This is a genomic window from Streptomyces sp. NPDC040610 (assembly GCF_055594065.1).
In genome coordinates this window covers 227,991-248,328 of the sequence record NZ_JBVIXA010000002.1, presented here as the reverse complement: position 1 = coordinate 248,328, position 20,338 = coordinate 227,991, and the positions used below count along the sequence as shown (strand labels likewise).

At 72.6% G+C, this 20,338-nt stretch carries 16 protein-coding genes; 13 read left to right on the top strand and 3 right to left on the bottom strand.

All coding sequences use genetic code 11. The features are described from left to right. Window positions 1-39: 39 nt before the first annotated feature. Together ACZ6AA_RS08045 and ACZ6AA_RS08040 are read right to left on the bottom strand one after the other, a co-directional pair. The gene (locus ACZ6AA_RS08045) at window positions 40-1,074 is read right to left on the bottom strand and encodes a beta-ketoacyl-ACP synthase III (RefSeq protein WP_468458074.1); all 1,035 of its coding nucleotides are present in this window, start codon (window positions 1,072-1,074) and stop codon (window positions 40-42) included. Window positions 1,075-1,085: 11 nt separating this feature from the next. After that, entirely contained in the window at window positions 1,086-2,273 is a 1,188-nt protein-coding gene (locus ACZ6AA_RS08040) for a beta-ketoacyl synthase N-terminal-like domain-containing protein (RefSeq protein WP_471456880.1), read from the bottom strand. A 397-nt stretch (window positions 2,274-2,670) separates the two neighbouring features. Between ACZ6AA_RS08040 and ACZ6AA_RS08035 the strand changes: the two genes are divergently transcribed. The 13 genes from ACZ6AA_RS08035 to ACZ6AA_RS07975 all read left to right on the top strand — a co-directional run bounded on the left by ACZ6AA_RS08035 (window position 2,671) and on the right by ACZ6AA_RS07975 (window position 18,824). Beyond that, a complete protein-coding gene (locus ACZ6AA_RS08035) occupies window positions 2,671-3,990 on the top strand; it encodes a beta-ketoacyl-[acyl-carrier-protein] synthase family protein (protein ID WP_468482455.1) in 1,320 nt (439 codons plus the stop codon). A 41-nt stretch (window positions 3,991-4,031) separates the two neighbouring features. Continuing rightward, window positions 4,032-5,831 (top strand): CoA-transferase, encoded by a 1,800-nt coding sequence (locus tag ACZ6AA_RS08030; protein ID WP_471456878.1) that lies wholly within the window; start codon window positions 4,032-4,034, stop codon window positions 5,829-5,831. 10 nt (window positions 5,832-5,841) lie between these two features. After that, complete coding sequence (locus ACZ6AA_RS08025) at window positions 5,842-6,801, top strand: ketoacyl-ACP synthase III (protein ID WP_471456876.1); 960 nt, start codon at window positions 5,842-5,844, stop codon at window positions 6,799-6,801. A 188-nt stretch (window positions 6,802-6,989) separates the two neighbouring features. Beyond that, a complete protein-coding gene (locus ACZ6AA_RS08020) occupies window positions 6,990-8,024 on the top strand; it encodes a 3-oxoacyl-ACP synthase III family protein (RefSeq protein ID WP_468457679.1) in 1,035 nt (344 codons plus the stop codon). 54 nt (window positions 8,025-8,078) lie between these two features. After that, complete coding sequence (locus ACZ6AA_RS08015; protein WP_468457681.1) at window positions 8,079-8,873, top strand: SDR family NAD(P)-dependent oxidoreductase; 795 nt, start codon at window positions 8,079-8,081, stop codon at window positions 8,871-8,873. Between the two features lie 122 nt (window positions 8,874-8,995). Next, on the top strand, window positions 8,996-9,970 hold the full coding sequence (locus ACZ6AA_RS08010) for a ketoacyl-ACP synthase III (protein ID WP_468457683.1): 975 nt from the start codon (window positions 8,996-8,998) through the stop codon (window positions 9,968-9,970). 53 nt (window positions 9,971-10,023) lie between these two features. Further along, window positions 10,024-11,319, top strand: coding sequence for a beta-ketoacyl-[acyl-carrier-protein] synthase family protein (locus ACZ6AA_RS08005; protein ID WP_468457685.1), 1,296 nt, complete (start codon window positions 10,024-10,026; stop codon window positions 11,317-11,319). Beyond that, complete coding sequence (locus tag ACZ6AA_RS08000) at window positions 11,312-12,871, top strand: SDR family NAD(P)-dependent oxidoreductase (RefSeq protein WP_471456874.1); 1,560 nt, start codon at window positions 11,312-11,314, stop codon at window positions 12,869-12,871. The genes ACZ6AA_RS08005 and ACZ6AA_RS08000 overlap by 8 nt, the downstream gene beginning before the upstream one ends. 49 nt (window positions 12,872-12,920) lie before the next feature. After that, window positions 12,921-13,748 (top strand): SDR family oxidoreductase, encoded by an 828-nt coding sequence (locus ACZ6AA_RS07995; protein ID WP_468457689.1) that lies wholly within the window; start codon window positions 12,921-12,923, stop codon window positions 13,746-13,748. Next, the gene (locus ACZ6AA_RS07990; protein ID WP_468457691.1) at window positions 13,745-15,472 is read left to right on the top strand and encodes an AMP-binding protein; all 1,728 of its coding nucleotides are present in this window, start codon (window positions 13,745-13,747) and stop codon (window positions 15,470-15,472) included. The genes ACZ6AA_RS07995 and ACZ6AA_RS07990 overlap by 4 nt, the downstream gene beginning before the upstream one ends. Next, window positions 15,456-16,439: an amidohydrolase family protein gene (locus ACZ6AA_RS07985; protein WP_471456872.1), complete on the top strand. Its 984-nt coding sequence runs from the start codon at window positions 15,456-15,458 to the stop codon at window positions 16,437-16,439. Before ACZ6AA_RS07990 ends, ACZ6AA_RS07985 begins: the two co-directional genes overlap by 17 nt. A gap of 168 nt (window positions 16,440-16,607) precedes the next feature. Further along, window positions 16,608-17,954: an aminotransferase family protein gene (locus ACZ6AA_RS07980; RefSeq protein WP_468457695.1), complete on the top strand. Its 1,347-nt coding sequence runs from the start codon at window positions 16,608-16,610 to the stop codon at window positions 17,952-17,954. 60 nt (window positions 17,955-18,014) lie between these two features. After that, window positions 18,015-18,824 carry a class I SAM-dependent DNA methyltransferase gene (locus ACZ6AA_RS07975; protein ID WP_468457697.1) on the top strand — a complete coding sequence of 270 codons (810 nt, stop codon included), beginning with the start codon at window positions 18,015-18,017 and terminating at the stop codon, window positions 18,822-18,824. Between the two features lie 58 nt (window positions 18,825-18,882). Here ACZ6AA_RS07975 and ccrA read toward each other — a convergent pair whose 3' ends face one another. Beyond that, complete coding sequence (gene ccrA / locus ACZ6AA_RS07970; protein WP_471456870.1) at window positions 18,883-20,229, bottom strand: crotonyl-CoA carboxylase/reductase; 1,347 nt, start codon at window positions 20,227-20,229, stop codon at window positions 18,883-18,885. Window positions 20,230-20,338: the final 109 nt, after the last annotated feature.

The following is a 20,338-nucleotide window of genomic DNA, read 5'->3' as shown; positions in this document are numbered from 1 at the left end:
TGTCGGTGGGGTCGGCGCGGGGCCCGCGCCGGGAGAACCTCAGCCGCGATAGGTGTGCGCCGCGAAGGCCGTCACGTCCGGCCAGGTCAGCGATGCCGCGCCCCAGGCGAGCCCGCCGCCGAACGCCGCGAGCAGCACCCGGTCGTGCGGGCGCAGCTTGCCCTGGGTCGCGGAGTCGGCGAGCAGCAGCGGCAGGGACGCGGCCGCGGTGTTGCCGACGTGCTCGATGTTGGACAGGACCCGGTCGCGCGGCACGCCCAGCTCGTCGGCGACGGCCTCGCTGATGCGTGCGTTGGCCTGATGGGTCGCGAGCCGGTCCACGTCCTCCACGGCCCAGCCGGAGCGCTCCAGGACGTCGAGCGCGGACTGGGTCATGCGCTCCTTGGCGTGCCGGTAGACCTTGCGGCCCTGCATCTGCAGATGGTGGTCGCTCGCTTCGGGCACGGTGCCGGTGGAGCGCTGCCGGGCGCCGCCCGCGGGGATCTGGATCAGGTCGCTGTACGTGCCGTCGCTGCCGAGCCGGATCGGGCCGATGGCGCCCGGCTCGTCCGGGTCCCCGGCGCGCAGCACGACGGCACCGGCGGCGTCGCCGAAGATGACGGCCGTGTTCCGGTCCTCCGGGTCGACGATGGCGGAGAACGTCTCGGCGCCGATGACGAGGACGTGATCGGCGAAGCCCGCCGCGATCGCCCCCACCCCGGCCGACAGGGCGTACAGGAACCCGGCGCACACGGCCGCGATGTCGTGCGCGGCGATGGGGCCGAGCCCGAGCGCCGACGCGACCTCGGGGGCGGTGGCCGGGCAGAGGCGGTCCGGGGTCGCCGTCGCGAGGACGACGTGGTCGACGCTGTCGCGGCCCGCCGATTTCAGAGCCAACTGGCCTGCCTCCACGGCCAGTTCGCGGGTGGCGGTGCCCGGGGGGACGGTGTGCCGCTCGGCGATGCCGGTGCGGCTGCGGATCCATTCGTCGGTGGTGTCGAGCCGGGCCTCCAAGTCGGCGTTGGTGACCGTGCCGGGCGGCACATAGCCGGCCACGCCCGTCAGGACGGCCGCGCGTGTGCGGTGCTTGTCCATCTCCTTGGCCTTCACGCCTTCCCCAGCAGAATCGCGCTGCTGACCATGCCGACGGTGTAGTTGAAGGACAGCGCGTGCTCGACGCGCTGCGGCCGGGCGGTGGTGCCCGGTACCGGGTCGAAGAGGCAGGTGTCGTCCGGGTCGACGCAGCCCGCCGTCGGGAATACCGCGTCGCGCTGGATCATCAGCGACGTGGCCGCCACGCCGAGGCCGCCGAGCGGCCCGCCGTTGTGCCCGAAGCAGGCCTCCTGCACGGTCACGGGCAGGCGCGTCGCACGGTCCCCGAAGAGGCTGTGCACGATGTTCGACTCCGTCTCGTGGAAGACGCGGTCGCCCTCGGCACCGCCGTTGACGTAGTCGATCTGGTCCGGTTCGACCAGGCCCGCCATGGCGTCCCGCGCGGCCTGGACCATGCCGACCCCGGCCCGGTCGATGGCGAAGGCACTGTGCTGCGGGCTGCGCCGGGTGCGCTGCGCCAGCATCCGGGAGTAGGGGGTCGCGCCGCGCCGCTCGGCGTGCGCGCGGCTCTCCACGACGATCGTGATGGAGCCGTTGCCCATGTTGGAGCCCGGCGAGTTCTTGTCGTACGGACGCATCTGCGCGCCCATCGCCAGGGCCGCGTCCTCCATGGCGTCGACGGTGACGCCCTCCTCGGCGCTCAGCTCGGCGTAGCGGTCGAGCAGGTCGGCGTAGTGGCGCAGGAAGTCGAGGCCGAACACGTCGGCGCCGGTGACCACCGCGACGTCCACCTCACCGCTCGCGATCATCCGCTGCGCCATGCCGAGCAGCACCGCCGATGACGTACAGCCGTTGGAGACGGTGAAGTTGGGGCCGGTCCCGGCCACGACGGACACCTGGACGTTGGCCACGTCCATGGGGATGCCGGTGAGGGCGAGCCGGGTGCCCAGCTCGTTGATCTCGTCCTTGGTGGCCTTGGCGCGGTCGGTGCTGAGAATGTCGGCGTACTGGGCCGACCAGCAGTCACCGCCGTCGCGGGCGGCGAGGATCGCCGCCTCGGACAGCGCGCCCGCACGCCAGTCGAGCCCGGCGTCGCCGCAGGCCTCCGCCATGGAGACGAGGCCGAGCAACTGCACCGGGGAATAGAGTTTCAGTGCCTTCAGGGGAAGTTCGGGATAACGCTCCTTGACATCCGCGACATCGGTGCGCACTTGACCGAAGAAGACACCATTGTTTTCCACGTGACAGGCGCCTGTGGAGACGATTTCCAGGAATTCCGCGGAAGTCGCGCACAGTCCGCCAGGGCCGGGCAGGGCGAATCCCATGCCCGTGATCAATGTGTCGCGACCGGAATCCTGCTGCTGGTCCGCCATGAGACTCCCTGTGTTGCGTGCCACTGTCGACAGGTCGCCCGCACGCAGTGGGCGCATGCTGATGCACCGTGCTGTGCCGGTGACGGCTGCCGACGTTAGGGCGCTGACCGGGCGGGGCGTAACCGGCCGCAGGTACCCGGTTTTCACCCGCGGCAGGTATCGGAGGTACCGAAATCAATAATTGGTACTTCAAGTACCGGAGGTGAATTCTGCCGGGTACCGATGGACCGATGCCGCACGGGAAGCCGCCGGATAGTTTTCCCGCATGGCTGAACTGGCTGGAACCGCTGGACGGAAAGACCGCCGGGGCTCGGTACTCGTCACCGGTATCGGCGTCATGCTCCCCGGCGCGACCCACGTCAATGAATTCTGGCAGGACGTGCGCGACGGCAATTCCCGTATCGGCCGTCTGACCCGAGTCGATCCGGACCGGGCCGGGGTCGGCGCGGCCGGGGAGCTGCGGGACTTCGACCACCGGAAGTTCCTGCCGGAGCTGAACGAGAAGTTCGCCGCCCGGTACACCCGGGACGCCCTGGTGACCATGTCCGCCGTCGAGGAGGCCCGCCGCGACGCGGGGCTCGGGTCCGACGACATCGACCCGCGCCGCCTGTCCCTCATCGCCTCGTCCTCCCGCGGCCCCCTGGAGTGGGTCAGCGAGGCACTGACGGCCGACGACGGCGAGGCGGCCCAGGAGGCGGGCGGCACCGACCACTTCGGCGACAGCGGCGCCATGCTGCGCGGCATGCCCGGCGCCCCGGCCACCCTCTCCGCCATCTACGGCGACGTGCGCGGGTTCGTCACCACGCTGAGCAGCGCCTGCGTGGGCGGGCACCACGCCATCGCCTTCGCCGCCGACCTGATCCGCGCGGGCATCGCCGACGCCGTGGTCGTCGTGGGCTACGAGTTCCCCCTGACGCCCCTGGTCTTCCAGTCCTTCCGCGCGATGGGCAACCGCGTCCTGTCGACCGAGGCGGACGACCCCCGGCGCGCCATCCGCCCCTACACCCGCGACCGCGAGGGCTTCGCCTTCGGCGAGGGCGCCGTCGCCCTGTGCCTGGAGCGGGAGAGCCACGCCCGGGCGCGCGGCGCCACGGGCTACGCCCGCTTCCTGTCCCACCGGGCCCTGAACGAGGCCACCCACCCCTTCGGCATGGACATGAGCGGGCAGGTCACGGCCGCGGCCGTCACCGAGGCGCTGCACGACGCGGGCCGGACCCCGCGGGACGTCGACTGGTTCTGCGCGCACGGCACCGCCACGCCGAAGAACGACGTGGCGGAGAGCCGGATGCTCGGCGCGCTCTACGAGGGCAGGCCGCGGTCCGCCTGGCCGCCCCTCAGCTCCGTCAAGCCCGTCTACGGCCACCTCCTGGGCGCGGCCTCGATGGTGAACGCGGCCGCCACCTCCCTGGCCCTGCACCACCAGTGCCTGTGCTCGACCGCCAACTACGCGGGCGCCGTACCCGATCCGGAGTGCGACCACGACCACGTCGCGGAGGGCCCCCGGCCGACCCGCACCGACCTCGCGGTGTCCCTGGCCTTCGCCATCGGCAGCCAGACCTCGGTGCTGGCCCTGGGCGCCGCGTGATGGGTGCGCCGCTCCCGCGGACCCGAACCCTGAAGGAGACCATGAGCACGCACAGCGGCACGGCGTCCCGCCCCGTCGTCGTCCCCGACGTCGACTCCCTGGTGTCCCGGTACGTGACGCCGGGCATGCATCTGCACCTGGCGATGACCATGGCCCGGCCCAACGCCATGGTCTACGCCCTCGCGCGGCAGTTCGCGGGCCGGGGCGAGTTCACCGTCAGCACCTCGGCGACGCACACGGCGATGCACGCGCTGACCATGTCGGGCGCCGTCAAGCACCTGATCACGTGCTTCCTCGGCGACACCTACCCCACGCCGCGCCCCAACCCGCTCTACCGCGACCTGGTCCACGGCACCCCCTTCAGCTGCGAGCTGTGGTCCCTGCTCAGCTTCACGCAGCGGCTGATGGCCGGGGCCACCGGACTGCCGTACGCCGTGACGTCCTCGCTCGTCGGCAGCGACCTGGAGCGCGGGCTCACCGCCGACGGCCCCGCTGCGCGGCCGGAGGCTGCGGGGGAGGGGCCGAAGTTCCTGCGGGTGGCCGACCCGGCGGCCGGGGAACGCCCCTTCGCCCTGGTGGAGCGGCTGCGTCCGGACCTCACGCTCGTGCACGGCGCCTGCGCGGACCGGCGCGGCAACATCGTGCTCGTACCGCCCGCGGGCGAGGGCCCCTGGGCCGCGTACGCCGCCGAACAGGGCGTGATCGCCACGGTGGAGCGCATCGTGCCGGACGCGTTCGTCGACGCGCACCCGGAGCGGGTCGTCATCCCCGGGCAGCGCGTGCTCGCCCTGTGCGAGGCGCCGTACGGCGCGCACCCGCAGTCGCTGCGCGGCCTGGCCACCGGCGACGCGAGCGGCGACGTGGTGGGCTACCGCGACGACTACGCCTTCCTCACCGATCTGGTCGAGCGCCTAGCCACCGAGGACGGGGCCAAGGAGTGGTACCGCGAGTGGGTCGAGGAACCCGCCGGGCACGCCCAGTACGTGCGCAAGCTCGGCGCGGAGCGGCGCGCCGAACTGACCCTCGCCACCCAGCCGTTGACCCCGCGCGAGCCCGCGACTCCACCGCCGCTCCCCGCGACCGCCGAGCCGGTGACGCGCGCGGAGCGGACCATCGTCCTGGGGGCGCGCGCCATCGTCGAACGGGTCACCAGCGGCGCCTACGACACCCTGCTCGCCGGCATCGGCGTGTCCCACCTGGCCGCCTGGCTGGCCGCCGCGCTGCTGCGCGAGCGCGGCATCCGAGTGCCGATCTGCGCCGAACTCGGCTTCTACGCCACGGATCCCGAGCCCGGTGACGTCTTCCTGTTCAGCCAGCTGCACGCGACGCGCTCCCAGCAGCTCGGCGGCATCCCGGAGATCCTCGGCGGCATGGTGTCGGCGAACCCGCGCTGCCTCGGCGTCCTCGCCGCCGGTGAGGTCGACGCGGACGGCAACGTCAACACCAGCCTGCTGGCCGACGGCCGCTGGCTGACCGGCTCCGGCGGCGCCAACGACATCGCCACGAGCACCGACTGCCTGGTCCTCTCCACGGCCTCGCCGCGCAAGTTCGTCGAGCGCGTCGCCTATGTGACAAGCCCCGGCGCCCGGGTGCGCGAGGTGGTCAGCCACTTCGGGCGGTTCCGGCGCACGGAGGAGGCGGCGGGCGCGGGCACCCCGGGCCCCTTCCGGCTCGCCACCTGGCTGCCGCCCGGCGGCGACGGACCCGCCCGGCCCGAGGACGCCGTGGCGACGCTGACCCGCTGGCCCGTGAGCAGCGCGGGCTGCACCGCGGAACCGGAGGTCACCGAGGCGGAGATCGCCTGGCTGCGCAGTCTCGACCCGCAGGGTTTCTACAGGTGAGGAGCACGGTGTGAGCGGTGGAATCTGGATGGGCAAGGGCCTGTCCTTCCGGGGCTTCGGGCACTACTTCCCGCAGCACTGCGAGGAGATACCGGCGGACCTGCCGGAGGCGCCCGAGATGGAGGCCGCGGTCCTCGGCCCCGACCTCGGCGTGGAGCGGCGGCACCTGTCCGACGACACGGAGACGGTGCCGTTCATGGCCGTGGAGGCCGGACGGCACGCGTTGCGCAACGCCGGTCTCGAAGCCGCCGACCTCGACCTGATGGTCTTCTCCTCCTGGTCGCAGCGCCGGTACGCGCCCGAGGACGCACCCCGGATCGCGATGCGGCTCGGCGCCGAGCGGGCCCTGGCCTTCGACGTGTGCGCGGCCTGTGTCGGCTTCGTGCACTCCGTGCAGACGGCCGCGGCGATGCTGACCAGCCATCAGTGGCGGCGCGCCCTCGTGGTCTGCTCCGACCAGTTCTCGCGGCGGCTCAAGCCCGGACGGCGCGGCAGTTACGTCGGCGGGGACGGGGCGGGCGCCGCGGTCCTGGAGGCGGGGCCGCCGGACGACTCCCGGCTGCGGGACTCCGTCGTGCTCAGCTACGGCGAGCACGCGGGCGTCTCCAAGGCCCGGGGCAGCGAGGGCTGGACGGTCAGCCTGCCCTCCATCGCACAGGTGGCGGCGGCGACCGCGGGCGAGGCCACGGACCTGGTGCTGCGGCGCGCCGGCATGACGATGGCCGACGTGGACTGGGTGGTGCCGCATCCGGGGTCGACCCGGATCAGCGAGGAGCTGATACGGCGCATCGGCGCCGACCCCGCGATGGTCCTGACGAACCTGCGCACCCGCGGCCAGACGACCAGCGCGACGATCCCGAGCGCGCTCTCGGAGTTCACCGAGTCCGGCGAACTGCGCAAGGGCGACGTGATCCTGTCGCCCGCGGCAGGCGCGGGCTGGTTCTCGGGAGCGCTCCTCTACCAGCTCTGAGGCACGGGTACGGGCACGGGCCGCACCAGCGGCGCAGGGCCGACGACGCGACGGCAGGGCGCGACGGCATCGCGACGGCAGCACGCGACGGCAGCACGCGACGTCGGCACGACACGGCGCGACGACGACACGGCGCGACGACGAGACAGCGCGCACACGACGGGAAGACGAGGAAAGGACCTCCCCCCATGTCCGAAACCCAGTCATCGCTCGACAACGGCGGTCCGCCGGTCGTGCTCGGCGGAGTCGGCCACTACTTCCCCGGCGAGCCGGTCACCAACGACCACTTCGCCGGGCTGCCGGACCTCGACGTGGACGACGCCTGGATCCGCAAGTACACGGGCGTCCGTACCCGTCACTGGGCCGGACCCGAGGAGCGGTTCGCCGAGATGGGCGTCAAGGCGGCGCGGGCGGCCCTCGACGACGCGGGCCTCGACATCTCCGACGTGGACGTGATCGTCGGCACCAGCGCGACCGCGCGGCCGCGCGCCAACCCGTCCTCCATCGGCAACAACTACATGGACATCTCCCTGCCGGTGCAACGGCAGTTGGGGGCGCGGGACGCGTTCTGCTTCGACGTGACCGCGGTGGCCTGCGCCGGGTTCCTGTACGCGAGCGTGGTGGCCCGCGGTCTCCTCGCGACGACGGGCGCGAGGACCGCGCTCGTGGTGTGCGCCGAGAGCCCGCGCGCCATCCTGAACTTCGACTTCAAGAACTCCGCGCTGTTCGGCGCGGGCGCCGCGGCGGCGGTCTGGCGGCGCGGCGAGTCCGTGGGCGGCGGCGCCGACGGACTACCCACCCGCAGCGGGATGATCGACGTGGTCCTGCGCGCCGACGGCCGCTACTACGACGCCTTCGACATCGACGAGAACGACAAGATGGTGATGCGCGGGGGAGTGCTCTCCGAGGTCACGCCGGACATGCTCGTCGACGCCGGGCAGACCGTGCTCAAGCGCAACGGCCTGGCGCCGGAACAGATTTCCTGGTGCATTCCCCATCAGGCCAACACCAATCTCCTGCACCCGATGGCGGACCGCCTCGGAATTCCCCGCGAACGCATGCTCCTGAATCTCCCGCGGCGCGGCAACACCTCCAGCGTGGGCATGCCGAGCGCGCTCTCCGAATATGTGCGCGACGGCACGGTGAAACCCGGCGAACTGCTGCTCGGCGTCAGTATCGGGCGCGGTCTGAGCTGGGGCGCCATGGTTTTCCGGTACCAGTGAACCGGCGTACCAGAGAAGTCCGCGGGTGAATCCGAGAGCGAGAGGTGAACGGTCTTGTCCGATTCCAGGAACGCGCTGGTGACCGGGGGCACCCGGGGCCTGGGCCTGGCCGTCGGCCGGATGCTGGCGGAGCGCGGGTGGCGCACCACGGTCCTCGGCCTCGACCAGGGCCGCCTAGAGAAGGTGCGGGCCATGGCCGAGGCCGAGGGCCTCGACCTTCGGGCGGTGCGCGCCGACGTCACGTCGGAGGAGTCCGTCCGGGAGGTCTTCGCCGAGCTGACGGCGGACCAGCCGCTGCATCTGTGCGTGAACAACGCGGGCCGCAACCTCTCCCGGCTGCTGCTGCGCAAGCCGCGGGACGAGAGCGCCGCCGAGCTGCTCACGCATCCGCTCGACGACTGGGAGAAGACGCTGCGGCTGTGCCTGACGGGGGTGTTCCTCGTCGGACGCGAGGCCGCCGCCAGCATGGTGCGGCACCAGGTGGCGGGCGCCATCGTCAATGTCTCCTCCGGCCTCGCGGCCGGCGCCTACGGGCAGTCCGCGTACACCGCCGCGAAGGCGGGCGTGGAGGCGCTGACCCGCACCTGGTCCTACGAACTCGGCCCCTACGGGATACGGGTGGCGGCCGTCGCGCCGGGCGTCATGGACGGCGAGGCGCTGCGCGAGAAGAGCACCGCCTTCCCGCGGCACGCCCACTACATGGACGGGCTGAAGCGCTTCGTGCCGCTGGGCCGTTGGGGCGCGGAGGAGGAGATCGCGGACGCGGTGTGCTTCGCCGCGGAAAACCCCTATGTCACCGGTTCCGTGATTCGCGTCGACGGCGGCGGGCCGCCCGGCTGGGTGCCGTGACGAAAACCGCAGGGCCGGGCGGAGTGCGCCTATGAGTGGGGTACGTCGAGTACCCGCGGAATGAATCATCGAGTACTGGAGGCCAGATGCCCTCGAATGCCGACGCCACTAGTTTTCCGTCCATGACGACAGGCCAGCACGGCATTTGGGAAGACGCCGGAATACGTTTCACCGGATTCGGCCACTATTTCGGCTCCGAGGAAATACACAACGAGGGCGTGGAGGACGCCACGACGAGCGTCGTGGAGGACCGCGTCATCGGCGGAGTCGGCGTCCGCACCCGCTATCGGGCCGGTGACGAGGAGACCCCCGTCCTCATGGCCGCGGCGGCCTCCCGGCAGGCCCTCGAACAGGCCGGGGTCGAGGCCGACGACATCGACGTGGTGGTCGTCAGCCACTGGACGGACCGCAACTACGTCCACGAGGTGGGCGCGCTGACCGCGGCGGAGCTCGGCATGAAGGGCTCCATGGCCTTCGAAGTGTGCGGCTCCTGCGCCGGGTTCATCCAGGCGGTGCACACCGCGGCCTCGTTCCTGACCTCCCCGACCGGCTACCGCAAGGCGCTGGTGGCGACCACCGAGCGCGTCACCCGGCGGGTGCGTCCCGGCTCCAAGGGCTCGATGCTCGTCTCCGACGGCGCCGGCGCCTGCGTCCTGGAGGCGACCCCCGGCGCCGCGCCGGGCCTGATCGACTCCGTGTTCCACACCGACGGCAGCCTCGCCAACATGTCCGCGGCGGGCGGCGAGAAGGGCTGGGTCAAGAGCCACCCGGACCTCAACGACGTCGCCCTCGCGCACATCGCCGACACCGTCGAGGAGATCCTCGGCCGCAACAAGCTGACCATCGGCGACATCGACTGGCTGATCCCGCACTCCGGGACCGAGCCGCTGGCCAAGGGCATCCAGCACAACCTGGGCGCGGACCCGGCCCGCGTCCTGACCAACCTCTCCTTCCGCGGCAACGTCTCCAGCGCCTCCATCCCCACCACGGTCTCGGAGCTGCGCGAGCGCGGCGTCGTGAAACCCGGCGACCTGGTCCTCTCCCCGTCCATCGGCGGTGGGGTCTGGTGCTGGGGCAGCCTCCTCTACCGGATCTGAGCGCACCGAGCGAGCTGGGCGAACTTGGCGAATCGAGCGAAGGGTTCCGAGCGGTGACCACGACCAAGAGCCCCCGGGACGCACTCGTCACCGGGATGGGCTTCTGTCTGCCGGGGCGCGGGGCGCCGACGGCGACACCGGAGCAGTTCTGGACGGCCGTCGCGCACGGCGACTCGTTCCTCGCACAGGACGACGGCACGTACTTCGGCAGCGTGCCCCTCGACCCGGAGTCCGTCGTCGCCCGGCTGCCGGAGATCCCGCCGCGCTTCGTCGCGAAGTACTCCGACATCCATCTGTACGGGCTGCTCGCCCTCCTGGAAGCGTGCGAGGACGCCACCCTGGACTGGCGCACGGGTGCGCTCCGCGAGGCCGCGGTGCTCGCGGGCCGCAACGCCACGGCCGACGCCATCGTCGACACCTACCTTCCGGTGCTGCTCGCCGACACCCGGCACATCAGCCCGCGCGAGGCCCGCTCCGTGCTGTTCCGCAACGTCCTCAACGCGGTGATGTCGGACGTCGAGACCACCCAGGCGGGCCTCGTCGGTGCCACCGGACCCAGCTACACGCTGTCGTGCGGATGCGCCTCGTCCGCCGTACTGATCGGGAACGCCGCCCGGATGATCGCGGCCGGCGAGACGGACATCGCGGTCGTCACCGGCGCCGACTACTGGCGCGAGAGCCGCCTGCGCCAGTACGCCGAACTGGAGGCCCGGTCGGTCCTGGGGACCGAGCCGCAGACCGCCACCCTCATCGACGAACCCATGCGCCCCTACGACGAGCGGGCCGCCGGACTCAACTACGGCAACGGCGCCGCCACGCTGATCCTGGAGAGCCGCGAGCACGCCCGGCGCCGGGGAGCGCGCAGCTACGGCCGGATCCTCGGCCAGACCACCACCCGCAACGCCCAGCCGAACCTGGCCCTCGACACCGACGGCGCCGGGGCGGTGCGCGCCGCGCGCTCCTGCATGGCGGGTCTCGCCTCGCCGGACGAGATCGACTACGTCAACGGCGCCGCGACCGGCGACCGGGCCTTCAACCTCATGGAGGGCAACATCATGCCCGCGATCTTCGGGGAGCGGACGGCCAGGCTGCCCGTCACCGTCCAGGAGGCCGTGTTCGGCCACAGCGGGGCGCCGCTCGGCGTGATCGGGGTGGCCGCGACGCTCCAGATGATGGGCCACGGCCACATCGCCCCGACCGCCAACTGCGAGAAGCCCGCCGAGGTGTGCACCTTCGACCCGGTGTCCGGGACGGAGGGCAGGGCCGCGCGCGTCGACCTGGCCCTCAGCCTCAACTACACGATCGGATCCGTCGCCAGCGCCATCCTCGTGGGAGCCTCCGATGACTGAACAGCGGACGACGACCGAACACCGGACGGCGACCGAGCAGTGGAAGACGGCCGAGTCGGTCCCCGCGTCGCGGCTTGAGACGGAGTCCCTCGCCCCCGTCGGCCGCCACGTCCTCCTCGAATCCGCGCCCGGGGCGACCCACACGCGCGCGGTCAAGGAGGCCTGGGAGAGCCTCGGCTTCCACGTCACCGCCGTCAACGGCGCCGACACACCCGAACCCCCCGACGTGTACTGCGTCGTGGCCCTCGGCAACGAAGCGCTCGGCAGCCGCGCCTCGGCGTCGCTGCGCCGCGCGCACGTGGCCCGCGTCCTCGAGGCCATGGCCCGCCGGGGCGACGGCCGTGCCGTCCTGGTCACCGACGCGGGCCCGCACGTCCACGACGACGCGGAGCCCGAGTGCGCGGCGGAACGGGCGGCCGACCACGCCTGGTGGCAGCACCTGGCCAAGCGGTGCGCCACCCAGGGGGTGCTCGCCAACACCGTGCGCGTCGGCTACGCCCCCTTCCTCGGGCACGAACTCACCGACGAGGCCGAGGGCGAACTGCTCCGGCACCTGGTCACCCGCCGCCCCGTCACCCCGCCCGAACTCACGGCGGCGCTGCGCCTGCTGGCGTCACGGGGCTTCGGCAGCGTAGCGGGGGAGACCCTGCCGCTGGACGGCGGGCTCGACGCGGGCATCGTGCCCATGCCGTCGGCGCGCCCGCCGCGCCCCGACCCGGCCGCGGCCGACACCGAGGTGCCCGATCCGTTCCGGCTCACCGGGCGCGTCGTGATGGTCACCGGCGCCAGCAGCGGCATCGGCGCGAGCATCGCGCGGGAGAGCGCGGCCCGCGGCGCCGACGTCGTCCTCGTCGCCCGCCGCCGCCCCGAGCTGGAGAAGCTCGCCGCCGAGGTCCGTGAACTGGGCCGCAGGGCCTGGGTGGTGACCGCCGACCTGTCCGACCCGGCGCGCGCGGGCGGCCTGGTGCACGAGGCGTGGGAGCGCACCGGGGGCGTCGACGCCCTCGCCTACGCCGCGGGCGCCGTCTCCTTCGACGGCGCCGGCGACAACTCCGACAACCGCCAGCGGCTCCTCGCCCTCAACTCCCTGTCGTACGCCGGTACGTGCGACGCGCTGCTCAAGCACTGGGCTGCGACCCGCAGGGGCGGAGCGGTGGCCGTCGTCTCCTCGCTCGCCGCGGTGAGCGCACCGGTGGCGAACCTGGCGAGCTACGGCCTCAGCAAGGCCGCCACCGCCCAGTTCACCAGCCACTTCGCCACCTCGGCCGCCCGGTTCAAGGTGCGGGCCAACAGCGTGCTCCCGGGCTTCGTCCGCACCCCGATGACGGACGTCACCAACCCCGCGTTCCTGGACGCGACCAACCGCCTGGTGCCCACCGGCCGGATGAGCGAGCCCACGGAGGTCGCGGCGCTCATCTGCTACCTCATCAGCCCCGCGGCGGCCGGTCTGACCGGCGCGCAGCTGCGCGTGGACGGCGGCGGCCACTGCCTGGCCGGACTGCCGCACCTGGACCCGTCCGAGCACCCCCTAGAGGAAGGACCCCGGCAGTGACGCCCTCCGTGCCGCGCCCCCACCCCACCGTGCCGGAAGGAGACCGCAGGTGACCGACGACAGGCCCCTGAAGGGCAAGGTGGCGCTGGTCGCGGGCGCCTCCTCCGGGATCGGGGCGAGCATCGCCCGCACGCTCGCCCAGGCGGGTGCCTCCGTCGCGCTCGTGGCCCGCCGGGGGGAACAGCTCGCCGCCGTCGAACAGGACGTGGCGGGCCACGAGGTGCCCGCCGTCACCCTCGTCGCCGACCTGGCGGCCGACGGCGCCCCCAAGGACACGGTGGCCGCCGCCGAACGGGCCCTCGGCCCCATCGACATCATGGTGAACAACGCCGCCCTCGCACGCACCGGGCCCATCCACGAAACCAACCCCCGGCACTGGCGGCAGGCCTTCCACCTCAACCTGGACGTGCCGTTCCTGCTGGCCCGCGCCGTGCTGCCCGGCATGCGCGAACGCGGCCACGGCTGGATCGTCAACATCAGCTCCGAGGGCAGCCTGCTGCAGGCCGACTGGTCGGCCCCGTACTCCATCACCAAACGCGCCCTGAACGCGCTCACCGCCCAGATCGACCTGGAGAACCGGCACCTGGGGGTGCGCGCCATCGCCGTGCTGCCCGGCTGGGTGCGCACCGACCTGGCGCAGGACCCCGAGACCCTGGGCGTGGAGGTCAGCGATCTGCTGGATCCCGCGGACATCGCCGACGTCGTGCTGTGGGCCGTCACCCGCCCGCCCGCGGTCAGCATCGGCCCGCTGATCCCCGTGCGCCCCGTGAGCAGGAACGCGCAGACCCTGGTCAACTGGGAGCAGTACCTGCGGACGCTGCGCCACTACGACGCCTCCGGCGGCCACATGGTCGACGTGCCCGGGATCCCTGAATGACCGGCGCCACGACCGCCCCCGGCCCGGCCCCGGCGACCGAGGCCGCCGAGCAGGCGTCCGACCGCCTCGTCGAGATCCTCCCGCCCGGGGACCCCAGGGTGCCCGACGCCGCCCACTGCGTGACGGGTGCGCTGCTCGCCGCCCGCGCCCAGGCCCACCCCGACCGCGTGTACGCCGTCTTCGACGACAGCGCCGACGGCAGCGACGGCACCGCGTGGACGTACGGACAGGCCTACGACGACGCGCGGGCCACCGCCGCCGCCCTGCACCGCCTCGGCGTGCGCCAGGGCGACACCGTGCTGTGCTGGCTGCCCAACGGCCGGGACGCGCTGCGTGTCTGGTACGGCGTCAATCTGCTGGGCGCCGTCCACGTCCCCGTCAACACCGCCTACCGGGGCAGCCTGCTCGGGCACGTGCTCGCCAACTCCGGCGCCCGCGTCCTGGTCGCGCACGCGCTGCTCGTCGACCGGCTCCAGCACACCGGCGGCGGCCGGCTCCAGGAGGTCGTCGTCCTCGGCGGCGGCCCCGACGACCCGTGGCCCGACGCCCTGCCCGGCGCCCCGCGCGTCCACGGCCCGGCGGCGCTGCGCGGGCGGCCGGAGGACTTCGTGCCGCCCGAGCGGCCGGTCGCCCCCTGGGACACCATGGCGGTGATCTACACCTCCGGCACCACAGGACCGTCCAAGGGCGTCCTCGTCTCCTACATCCACCACTACTCGACGGTGACGGCACTCCTCGACGACGACATCACCGAGCACGACCGGTACCTGCTCAACCTGCCGCTGTGCCACGGCGGCGGCACCGAAGTGGCCTACTGCATGCTCCTGTTCGGCGGTTCGATGGTCGTCACCGAGGGCTTCAGGACGAGCGAGTTCTGGGAGGTGATCCGCCGCTACGAGGTCACCATGTGCACCCTGCTCGGCGCCATGGTGGACTTCCTGCTCGGCCTGCCGCCCCGCCCGGGCGACACCGACCATCCGCTGCGGGCCGCCTGCGTGATCCCGCTGACGCGCCAGGCCCTCGACTTCGGCCGCCGCTTCGGCGTGGACGTCTACACCGGCTTCAACATGTCCGAGACGTCGGCGCCGCTGGTGTCCGCGCTCAACCCGCAGCGCACCGGCAGCTGCGGGCGGCCGCGCCCCGGGGTGCAGTGCCGGGTCGTGGACGAGCACGGCATCGACGTACCGGACGGCCGGGCGGGCGAACTGGTGCTGCGCGCCGACCGGCCGTGGTCGCTGTTCCACGGCTACCACGGCATGCCGGAGGCCACCGCGGCGGCGTGGCGGCACGGCTGGTTCCACACCGGGGACGCCGTACTGCGCGAACCGGGCGGCGACTTCTTCTTCGTGGACCGCATCAAGGACGCCATCCGGCGCCGGGGCGAGAACGTCTCCTCCGCCGAGGTGGAGGCCGAACTGCTCAGCCACCCCGCCGTGGCCCTGGCCGCGGCCGTGGCGGTGCCCAGCGACCAGGCCGAGGACGAGATACTCGCCGCCCTCGTGCTGCGGTCCGGCGTCCGCTTCGACCCGGAGCAGTTCCTCGCCCATCTGCGGCCGCGCATGGCCCACTTCATGGTGCCGCGCTACGTACGGGTCGTCGCCGAGCTGCCCGTGACGGAGACGGGCAAGGTCCGCAAGGAGACGCTGCGCGCGCAGGGCGTCACCCCCGACACCTGGGACCGGGTGGCCGCAGGGATCGAGGTCACCCGTGACCGCATCCGCTGAACCGGCGGCCGCCGCGCACCGCGTGATCGACGTGTGCGCGCTGGCCCTGGACCGGGAGTGCTGGCGCACGTACTTCCGCGGGCTCGGCGCGGTGGCACCGTCGTACCTGCGCGCCTTCGGCCGCCACGCCACGGCGGTGTTCGGCGCCGACCATCCCCGCTTCCGGGCCCGCCTGGACGCGGGCGACCAGGACGGCGCTGTCGACCTGCTCGTCGCGGCACAGCCGGAGCGCGTGGACACCGAGGCGCTCCTCGCGGACATGGACGACAACGGCGTCGTCCACCAGGTCCTGATGAGCTGCGGCGGCGCCACGGCCGACGGGGACGACGTGAACAGCCGCGTCGCCGCCGTCGCCGCCAAGGCCCCCGACCGGCTGCAGGCCTGGGCGGGCATCGACCTCACCGACCCCGCCCGAGCCGTCGCGGAGCTGGAACGCTGCCACGGCCTCGGCATGCGCGGCTTCGCGGTGACCCCGTTCTGGCAGGGCGTCGACCCGCGGGACGCGGCGTACGACCCGGTCTACGCCCGGGCGCAGGAGCTCGGCATGCTGCTGTGGCTGCACACCGGGCACCACTTCTCACGGCACGCCGCCGAGCTGTGCCACCCCCGCAACGTCGACTGGATCGCCCTGCGCCACCCCGGCCTGCCCATCGTGGCGGGGCACGCGGCCTGGCCCTGGGTGCTCGACCTGATCTCCGTCGCCCAGCGCCACCGCCACGTCTACCTCGACATCTCCTCCCACCGGCCGCCGTGGATGGCCCGCCCCGGATCGGGCTGGGAGCCACTGCTCCTGTACGGCGGCACCGCGCTGCGCGGCCGGGTCCTGTTCGGCTCGGCGACCTGGGTCAACGCAGACCCCGTCGCCGTGCTCGCCCGGCAGGTGGCCGACCTCGGCCTCGGCGACGAGGTCACGGACGGCTGGCTGTACGGCAACGCGGCCCGGCTGCTCGGACTCGGACCGGGCTGACCCCGTGCGCCGACCCGCACCGCCGACGCTCCCCGACCTCACCCGCACCGCCGACACCTCTCGACCCACCCGCACCACCGACACCCCCGACCCATCCGCACCCCACCCCCATCCCGAACCCCCGACCACCGCCAGCGAGCGCACCCCCAGCAGAGAAAGGGACCTATCGTGATCGACCCCGCTGACTACGCCCTGTGGAACAGCGGCGTGCCGCGCCCGTACCTCAAGGCGCTGTCCCCCGACGACCTGCTCGCCGAGTCCGACGGTGTGCGTGTCCGCGACTCCGGCGGACGCTGGTACCTGGACGGCCGCTCCGGACTGTGGAACGTGACGCTCGGCTACGGCAACACGCGCGTCAAGGAGGCCATCAAGCAGCAGGTGGACAAGCTGCCGTTCGCCAACAGCTACGGCTACGGCCGCCCCGCCCAGGTCACCGTGGACTGCGCCGAGGCCCTCGTCGGCCATCTGCCCGAGGGCATCAACCACGTCCGGTTCGCCAGCAACGGCGCCCAGGCGGTGGAGATGGCCCTGCAGCTCTCCCGCTTCCTGCGGCTGCGGGCCGGACAGCCCGAGCGCATGGCCGTGTTCGCCATGTGGGACGGCTTCCACGGGCAGGGCCCCGGCGCCGGCATGGTGACCGGCGTCCCCTACCTGCACCACCAGACCGGCCCCATGCTCCCCGAGGTGCACCACGCCCCGGGACCGTTCTCCCACGGTGCGACGCCCGGCGTCAGCGACATGGAGCGGCTGATCCGCGAGTTCGGCCCCGAGCGGGTGACCGCGGTGATCGTGGAGCCCGTCGTCGGCGAGGGCGGGCACATTCTCTCCCCCGAGTACCTGGGCTCCCTCGGCCGGTTCTGCCGGGAGCACGACATCCACCTGATCTTCGACGAGGTCGTCACCGGTATGGGCCGCGTCGGCGACTTCACCCGGGCCGGGCAACTGCCCGACGTCACCCCCGACATCATCACCCTGGGCAAGGGCATCACCTCGGGGTACGTGCCGATGTCGGCCGTCGCCATCCACGACCGCCTCTACGAGCAGCTGCACGAGCGCACCACGGGCGACACCGCGCTCAGCGTCGGCTCGACCAACGACGGCCACGCGGTGGCAGCGGCGGCGGCCCTCGCGGTGATCGGGGCCCTCACCGAGGACGGCGTCCTGGAGAACGTGCGCCGACGCGAGTCGGACCTCCTGGCCGCCCTGGGCAAGCTCCAGGCCCAGCACCCCGAACTGACCGGCTTCCGCTGCCTCGGCCTGTTCTGCGGCCTGGAGCTCGGTGAGCCCGGCGGCCCTTCGTGGTCGCCCGGCAAGGTGAACAAGCTGCGCATGGCCCTGGAGAGCCGGGGCGTGCTCAGCTCCAGCCTGCGCGTGGTGCCGAACCTGATGCTCATGCCGCCGCTCGTCATCACCGAGGACGACGTGGCGGAGATAGCCGGCGCGCTCGACGGCGCGCTCACCGATGTGAAGTCGGGCCGGCTGCCCGAGTCCGGCTTCGCCAAGGCCATGGGATGACACCCGGGGGCCAGGGCATGACAACGGGATTTCTCCACGTGATGAGAGGTGAGTGACGAGATGACCAGTCAGCACACCGGTCGCAAGACCAGCAAGCAGTGGCAGGAAGAGGCGGCGGAGGAGTGGGACCGCTACGCCGACATCTGGGACTCCTGGACGCCCGACGACAGCCGGGACGACGCGGAGGAGGCCGCGGACTTCCTCGCGGCGCTCGCCAAGGACGGCACGGCCCTTGAACTGGGCATCGGCACCGGCCGCGTGGCCCTGCCGCTGGCGCAGCGCGGCGTGCGGGTGGCCGGCATCGACGCCTCCCCGAAGATGCTGCAGAAGCTCAAGGAGAAGCCCGGCGGGGACCAGATCGAGGCCATCGAGGGCAACTTCGCCGATGTCGACGTCGAGGAGAAGTACGACGTCGTCTTCATCGCCCTGGCCACGCTGTTCGTCCTGCCCGACCAGGACGAGCAGGCGCGCTGCCTCGCCAACAGCGCCAAGGCGCTCAAGCCCGGCGGGCGGCTCGTCGTCCAGAACATCGTGCCGGACATGACGTACTACCAGCGCGGGCGGCAGAACGACTACGGCATGACGGAGCCGTTCCGCATCTCCGGCCGTCTCGCCGGGCACCCGCGGCTCGCCTGGTTCGAGATGAACCACGTCGACCCGACGACGCAGATGGTCAAGCGCACGGACGTCATCATGAGCGAGAAGGGCAACAAGATCATCGCGGCGACCATGCGCTTCGTGTGGCCGTCTGAGCAGGACCTGATGGCCCGTCTCGGCGGCCTGGAGCTCGAGGACCGCTGGGGCGGCTGGCGCAAGGAGCCGTTCCACTACGACAGCAGGGACGCGGTGTCCGTCTACCGCAAGCAGTAACCGCAGACACATGAGAGTGCGGGGCCGCGCGACGCGCGGGCCCGCACTCTCATGTCCGTCAGGCCCGCACGGGCCGCCGCGCGGCGAAGGGGTTCTTGCCCTCAGGGTCCAGGGCCTGGCGCCGCTCGGGGTCGGTGACGCCGAGACCGGGCTCGGGCGCCAGGCACAGCACGCCGACCTTGCCGAGGTGTTCGTTGCGCTGGACCAGCGCGGCCGCCTCGCCCACCTTCTCCAGCGGATAGACGTCGGAGAGGACGGGGGTGAGGCGGCCGAGCTGGAAGAGCCGGTTGCACTCCCACTGCTCCTGCAGGTTGGCGGCGTGGCTGCCCACGATGCGCTTGAGGTTCATCCACAGGTAGCGGTTGTCGAAGTGGTGGTCGTAGCCGGTGCTCGAGCCGCAGGTGACCACGGTGCCGCCGCGCCGGACCACGAAGACGGAGAGCCCGAACGTCGCCTTGCCGACGTAGTCGAAGACGACGTGCGGGTCCTCGCCGAGCGCGTCCCTGATGGCCCGCCCGAGCCGCTTGCCCAGATCGATGGTCTGCTCCGGCGTGCGGTCGGCCCCCGCGTCGAGACCGAGGTCGGCGCGGTTGATGACGACGTCGCAGCCGAGCCGCCGCAGCGCCTCGGCCTTGCGCTCGGAGCCGACGACGCCCACGGCGATGCCCCCGGCGTTCTTCACCATCTGCAGGGCGTAGCCGCCGAGTCCGCCCGCCGCGCCCCAGATCAGCACGATGTCGCCCTGCTTGATCCGGGCACCCTTGTCGCTCACCAGCATGCGGTACGACGTCGCCGCGGTCAGCAGCACGGACGCGGCCTCCTCCCACGTCAAGTGCGTGGGCTTGGGCAGGAGTTGGCTTGCGCGCACCACAGCGTAGTGGGCGAGGCCCCCGAAGTTCGTCTCGTAGCCCCAGATGCGCTGCTCGGCGCCCATCATGCCGTCGGCGTGCGTGGCCGGCTCCTGGTCGTCCACCTGGACGCAGCTCACCACCACGTGGTCTCCCGCGGCCCAGCGGCGCACGCCCGCTCCCGCGCGCACGACCACGCCCGCCGCGTCGGATCCGACGACGTGGTACGGCTGGTCGTGGCGGCTCGCGAACCCGCCCTGGCGGCCGAGGCGTTGGAGGAAGGAGAACGTGGGCACGGGCTCGAACGTCGCCGACCACACGGTGTTGTAGTTGATGGAGCTGGCCATGACCGCCACCAGGACCTCGTCCGGGGCGAGTTCGGGCATGGGTACGGTGTCGACGTGCAGGGTGGTGCGGACGTCGCGTTCCTCGCCGGGAACGAACCGGTCCATGTCCTCGGCCCGCAGATGTGCCGCCAGATAGGCGGAGGGCGGCGGGAGGCCCTCCCACTCGCGGGTCGGCGCATCGGCCTGCAGGGCCTCCGTCAGCGCGTCCATGGCAAACCTCTCCCTCGTCGGGCGGCATGAGGGGGACGGCCCCCCTCCCCGCATAGGGATTGCACGTGTGCGCGGACGCGCCCGTACAGTCATCGGGGGTACTCAAACG

What these genes read in the sequence shown, in the direction of transcription:
- ACZ6AA_RS07975 (WP_468457697.1), top strand. Translation starts at nt 18,015, where the DNA reads ATGACCAGTCAGCACACCGGTCGCAAGACCAGCAAGCAGTGGCAGGAA.
- ACZ6AA_RS08020 (WP_468457679.1), top strand. Translation starts at nt 6,990, where the DNA reads ATGTCCGAAACCCAGTCATCGCTCGACAACGGCGGTCCGCCGGTCGTG.
- ACZ6AA_RS08000 (WP_471456874.1), top strand. Translation starts at nt 11,312, where the DNA reads ATGACTGAACAGCGGACGACGACCGAACACCGGACGGCGACCGAGCAG.
- ACZ6AA_RS08035 (WP_468482455.1), top strand. Translation starts at nt 2,671, where the DNA reads ATGGCTGAACTGGCTGGAACCGCTGGACGGAAAGACCGCCGGGGCTCG.
- ACZ6AA_RS08030 (WP_471456878.1), top strand. Translation starts at nt 4,032, where the DNA reads ATGAGCACGCACAGCGGCACGGCGTCCCGCCCCGTCGTCGTCCCCGAC.
- ACZ6AA_RS07990 (WP_468457691.1), top strand. Translation starts at nt 13,745, where the DNA reads ATGACCGGCGCCACGACCGCCCCCGGCCCGGCCCCGGCGACCGAGGCC.
- ACZ6AA_RS08010 (WP_468457683.1), top strand. Translation starts at nt 8,996, where the DNA reads ATGACGACAGGCCAGCACGGCATTTGGGAAGACGCCGGAATACGTTTC.
- ACZ6AA_RS08045 (WP_468458074.1), bottom strand. Translation starts at nt 1,074, where the DNA reads ATGGACAAGCACCGCACACGCGCGGCCGTCCTGACGGGCGTGGCCGGC.
- ccrA (WP_471456870.1), bottom strand. Translation starts at nt 20,229, where the DNA reads ATGGACGCGCTGACGGAGGCCCTGCAGGCCGATGCGCCGACCCGCGAG.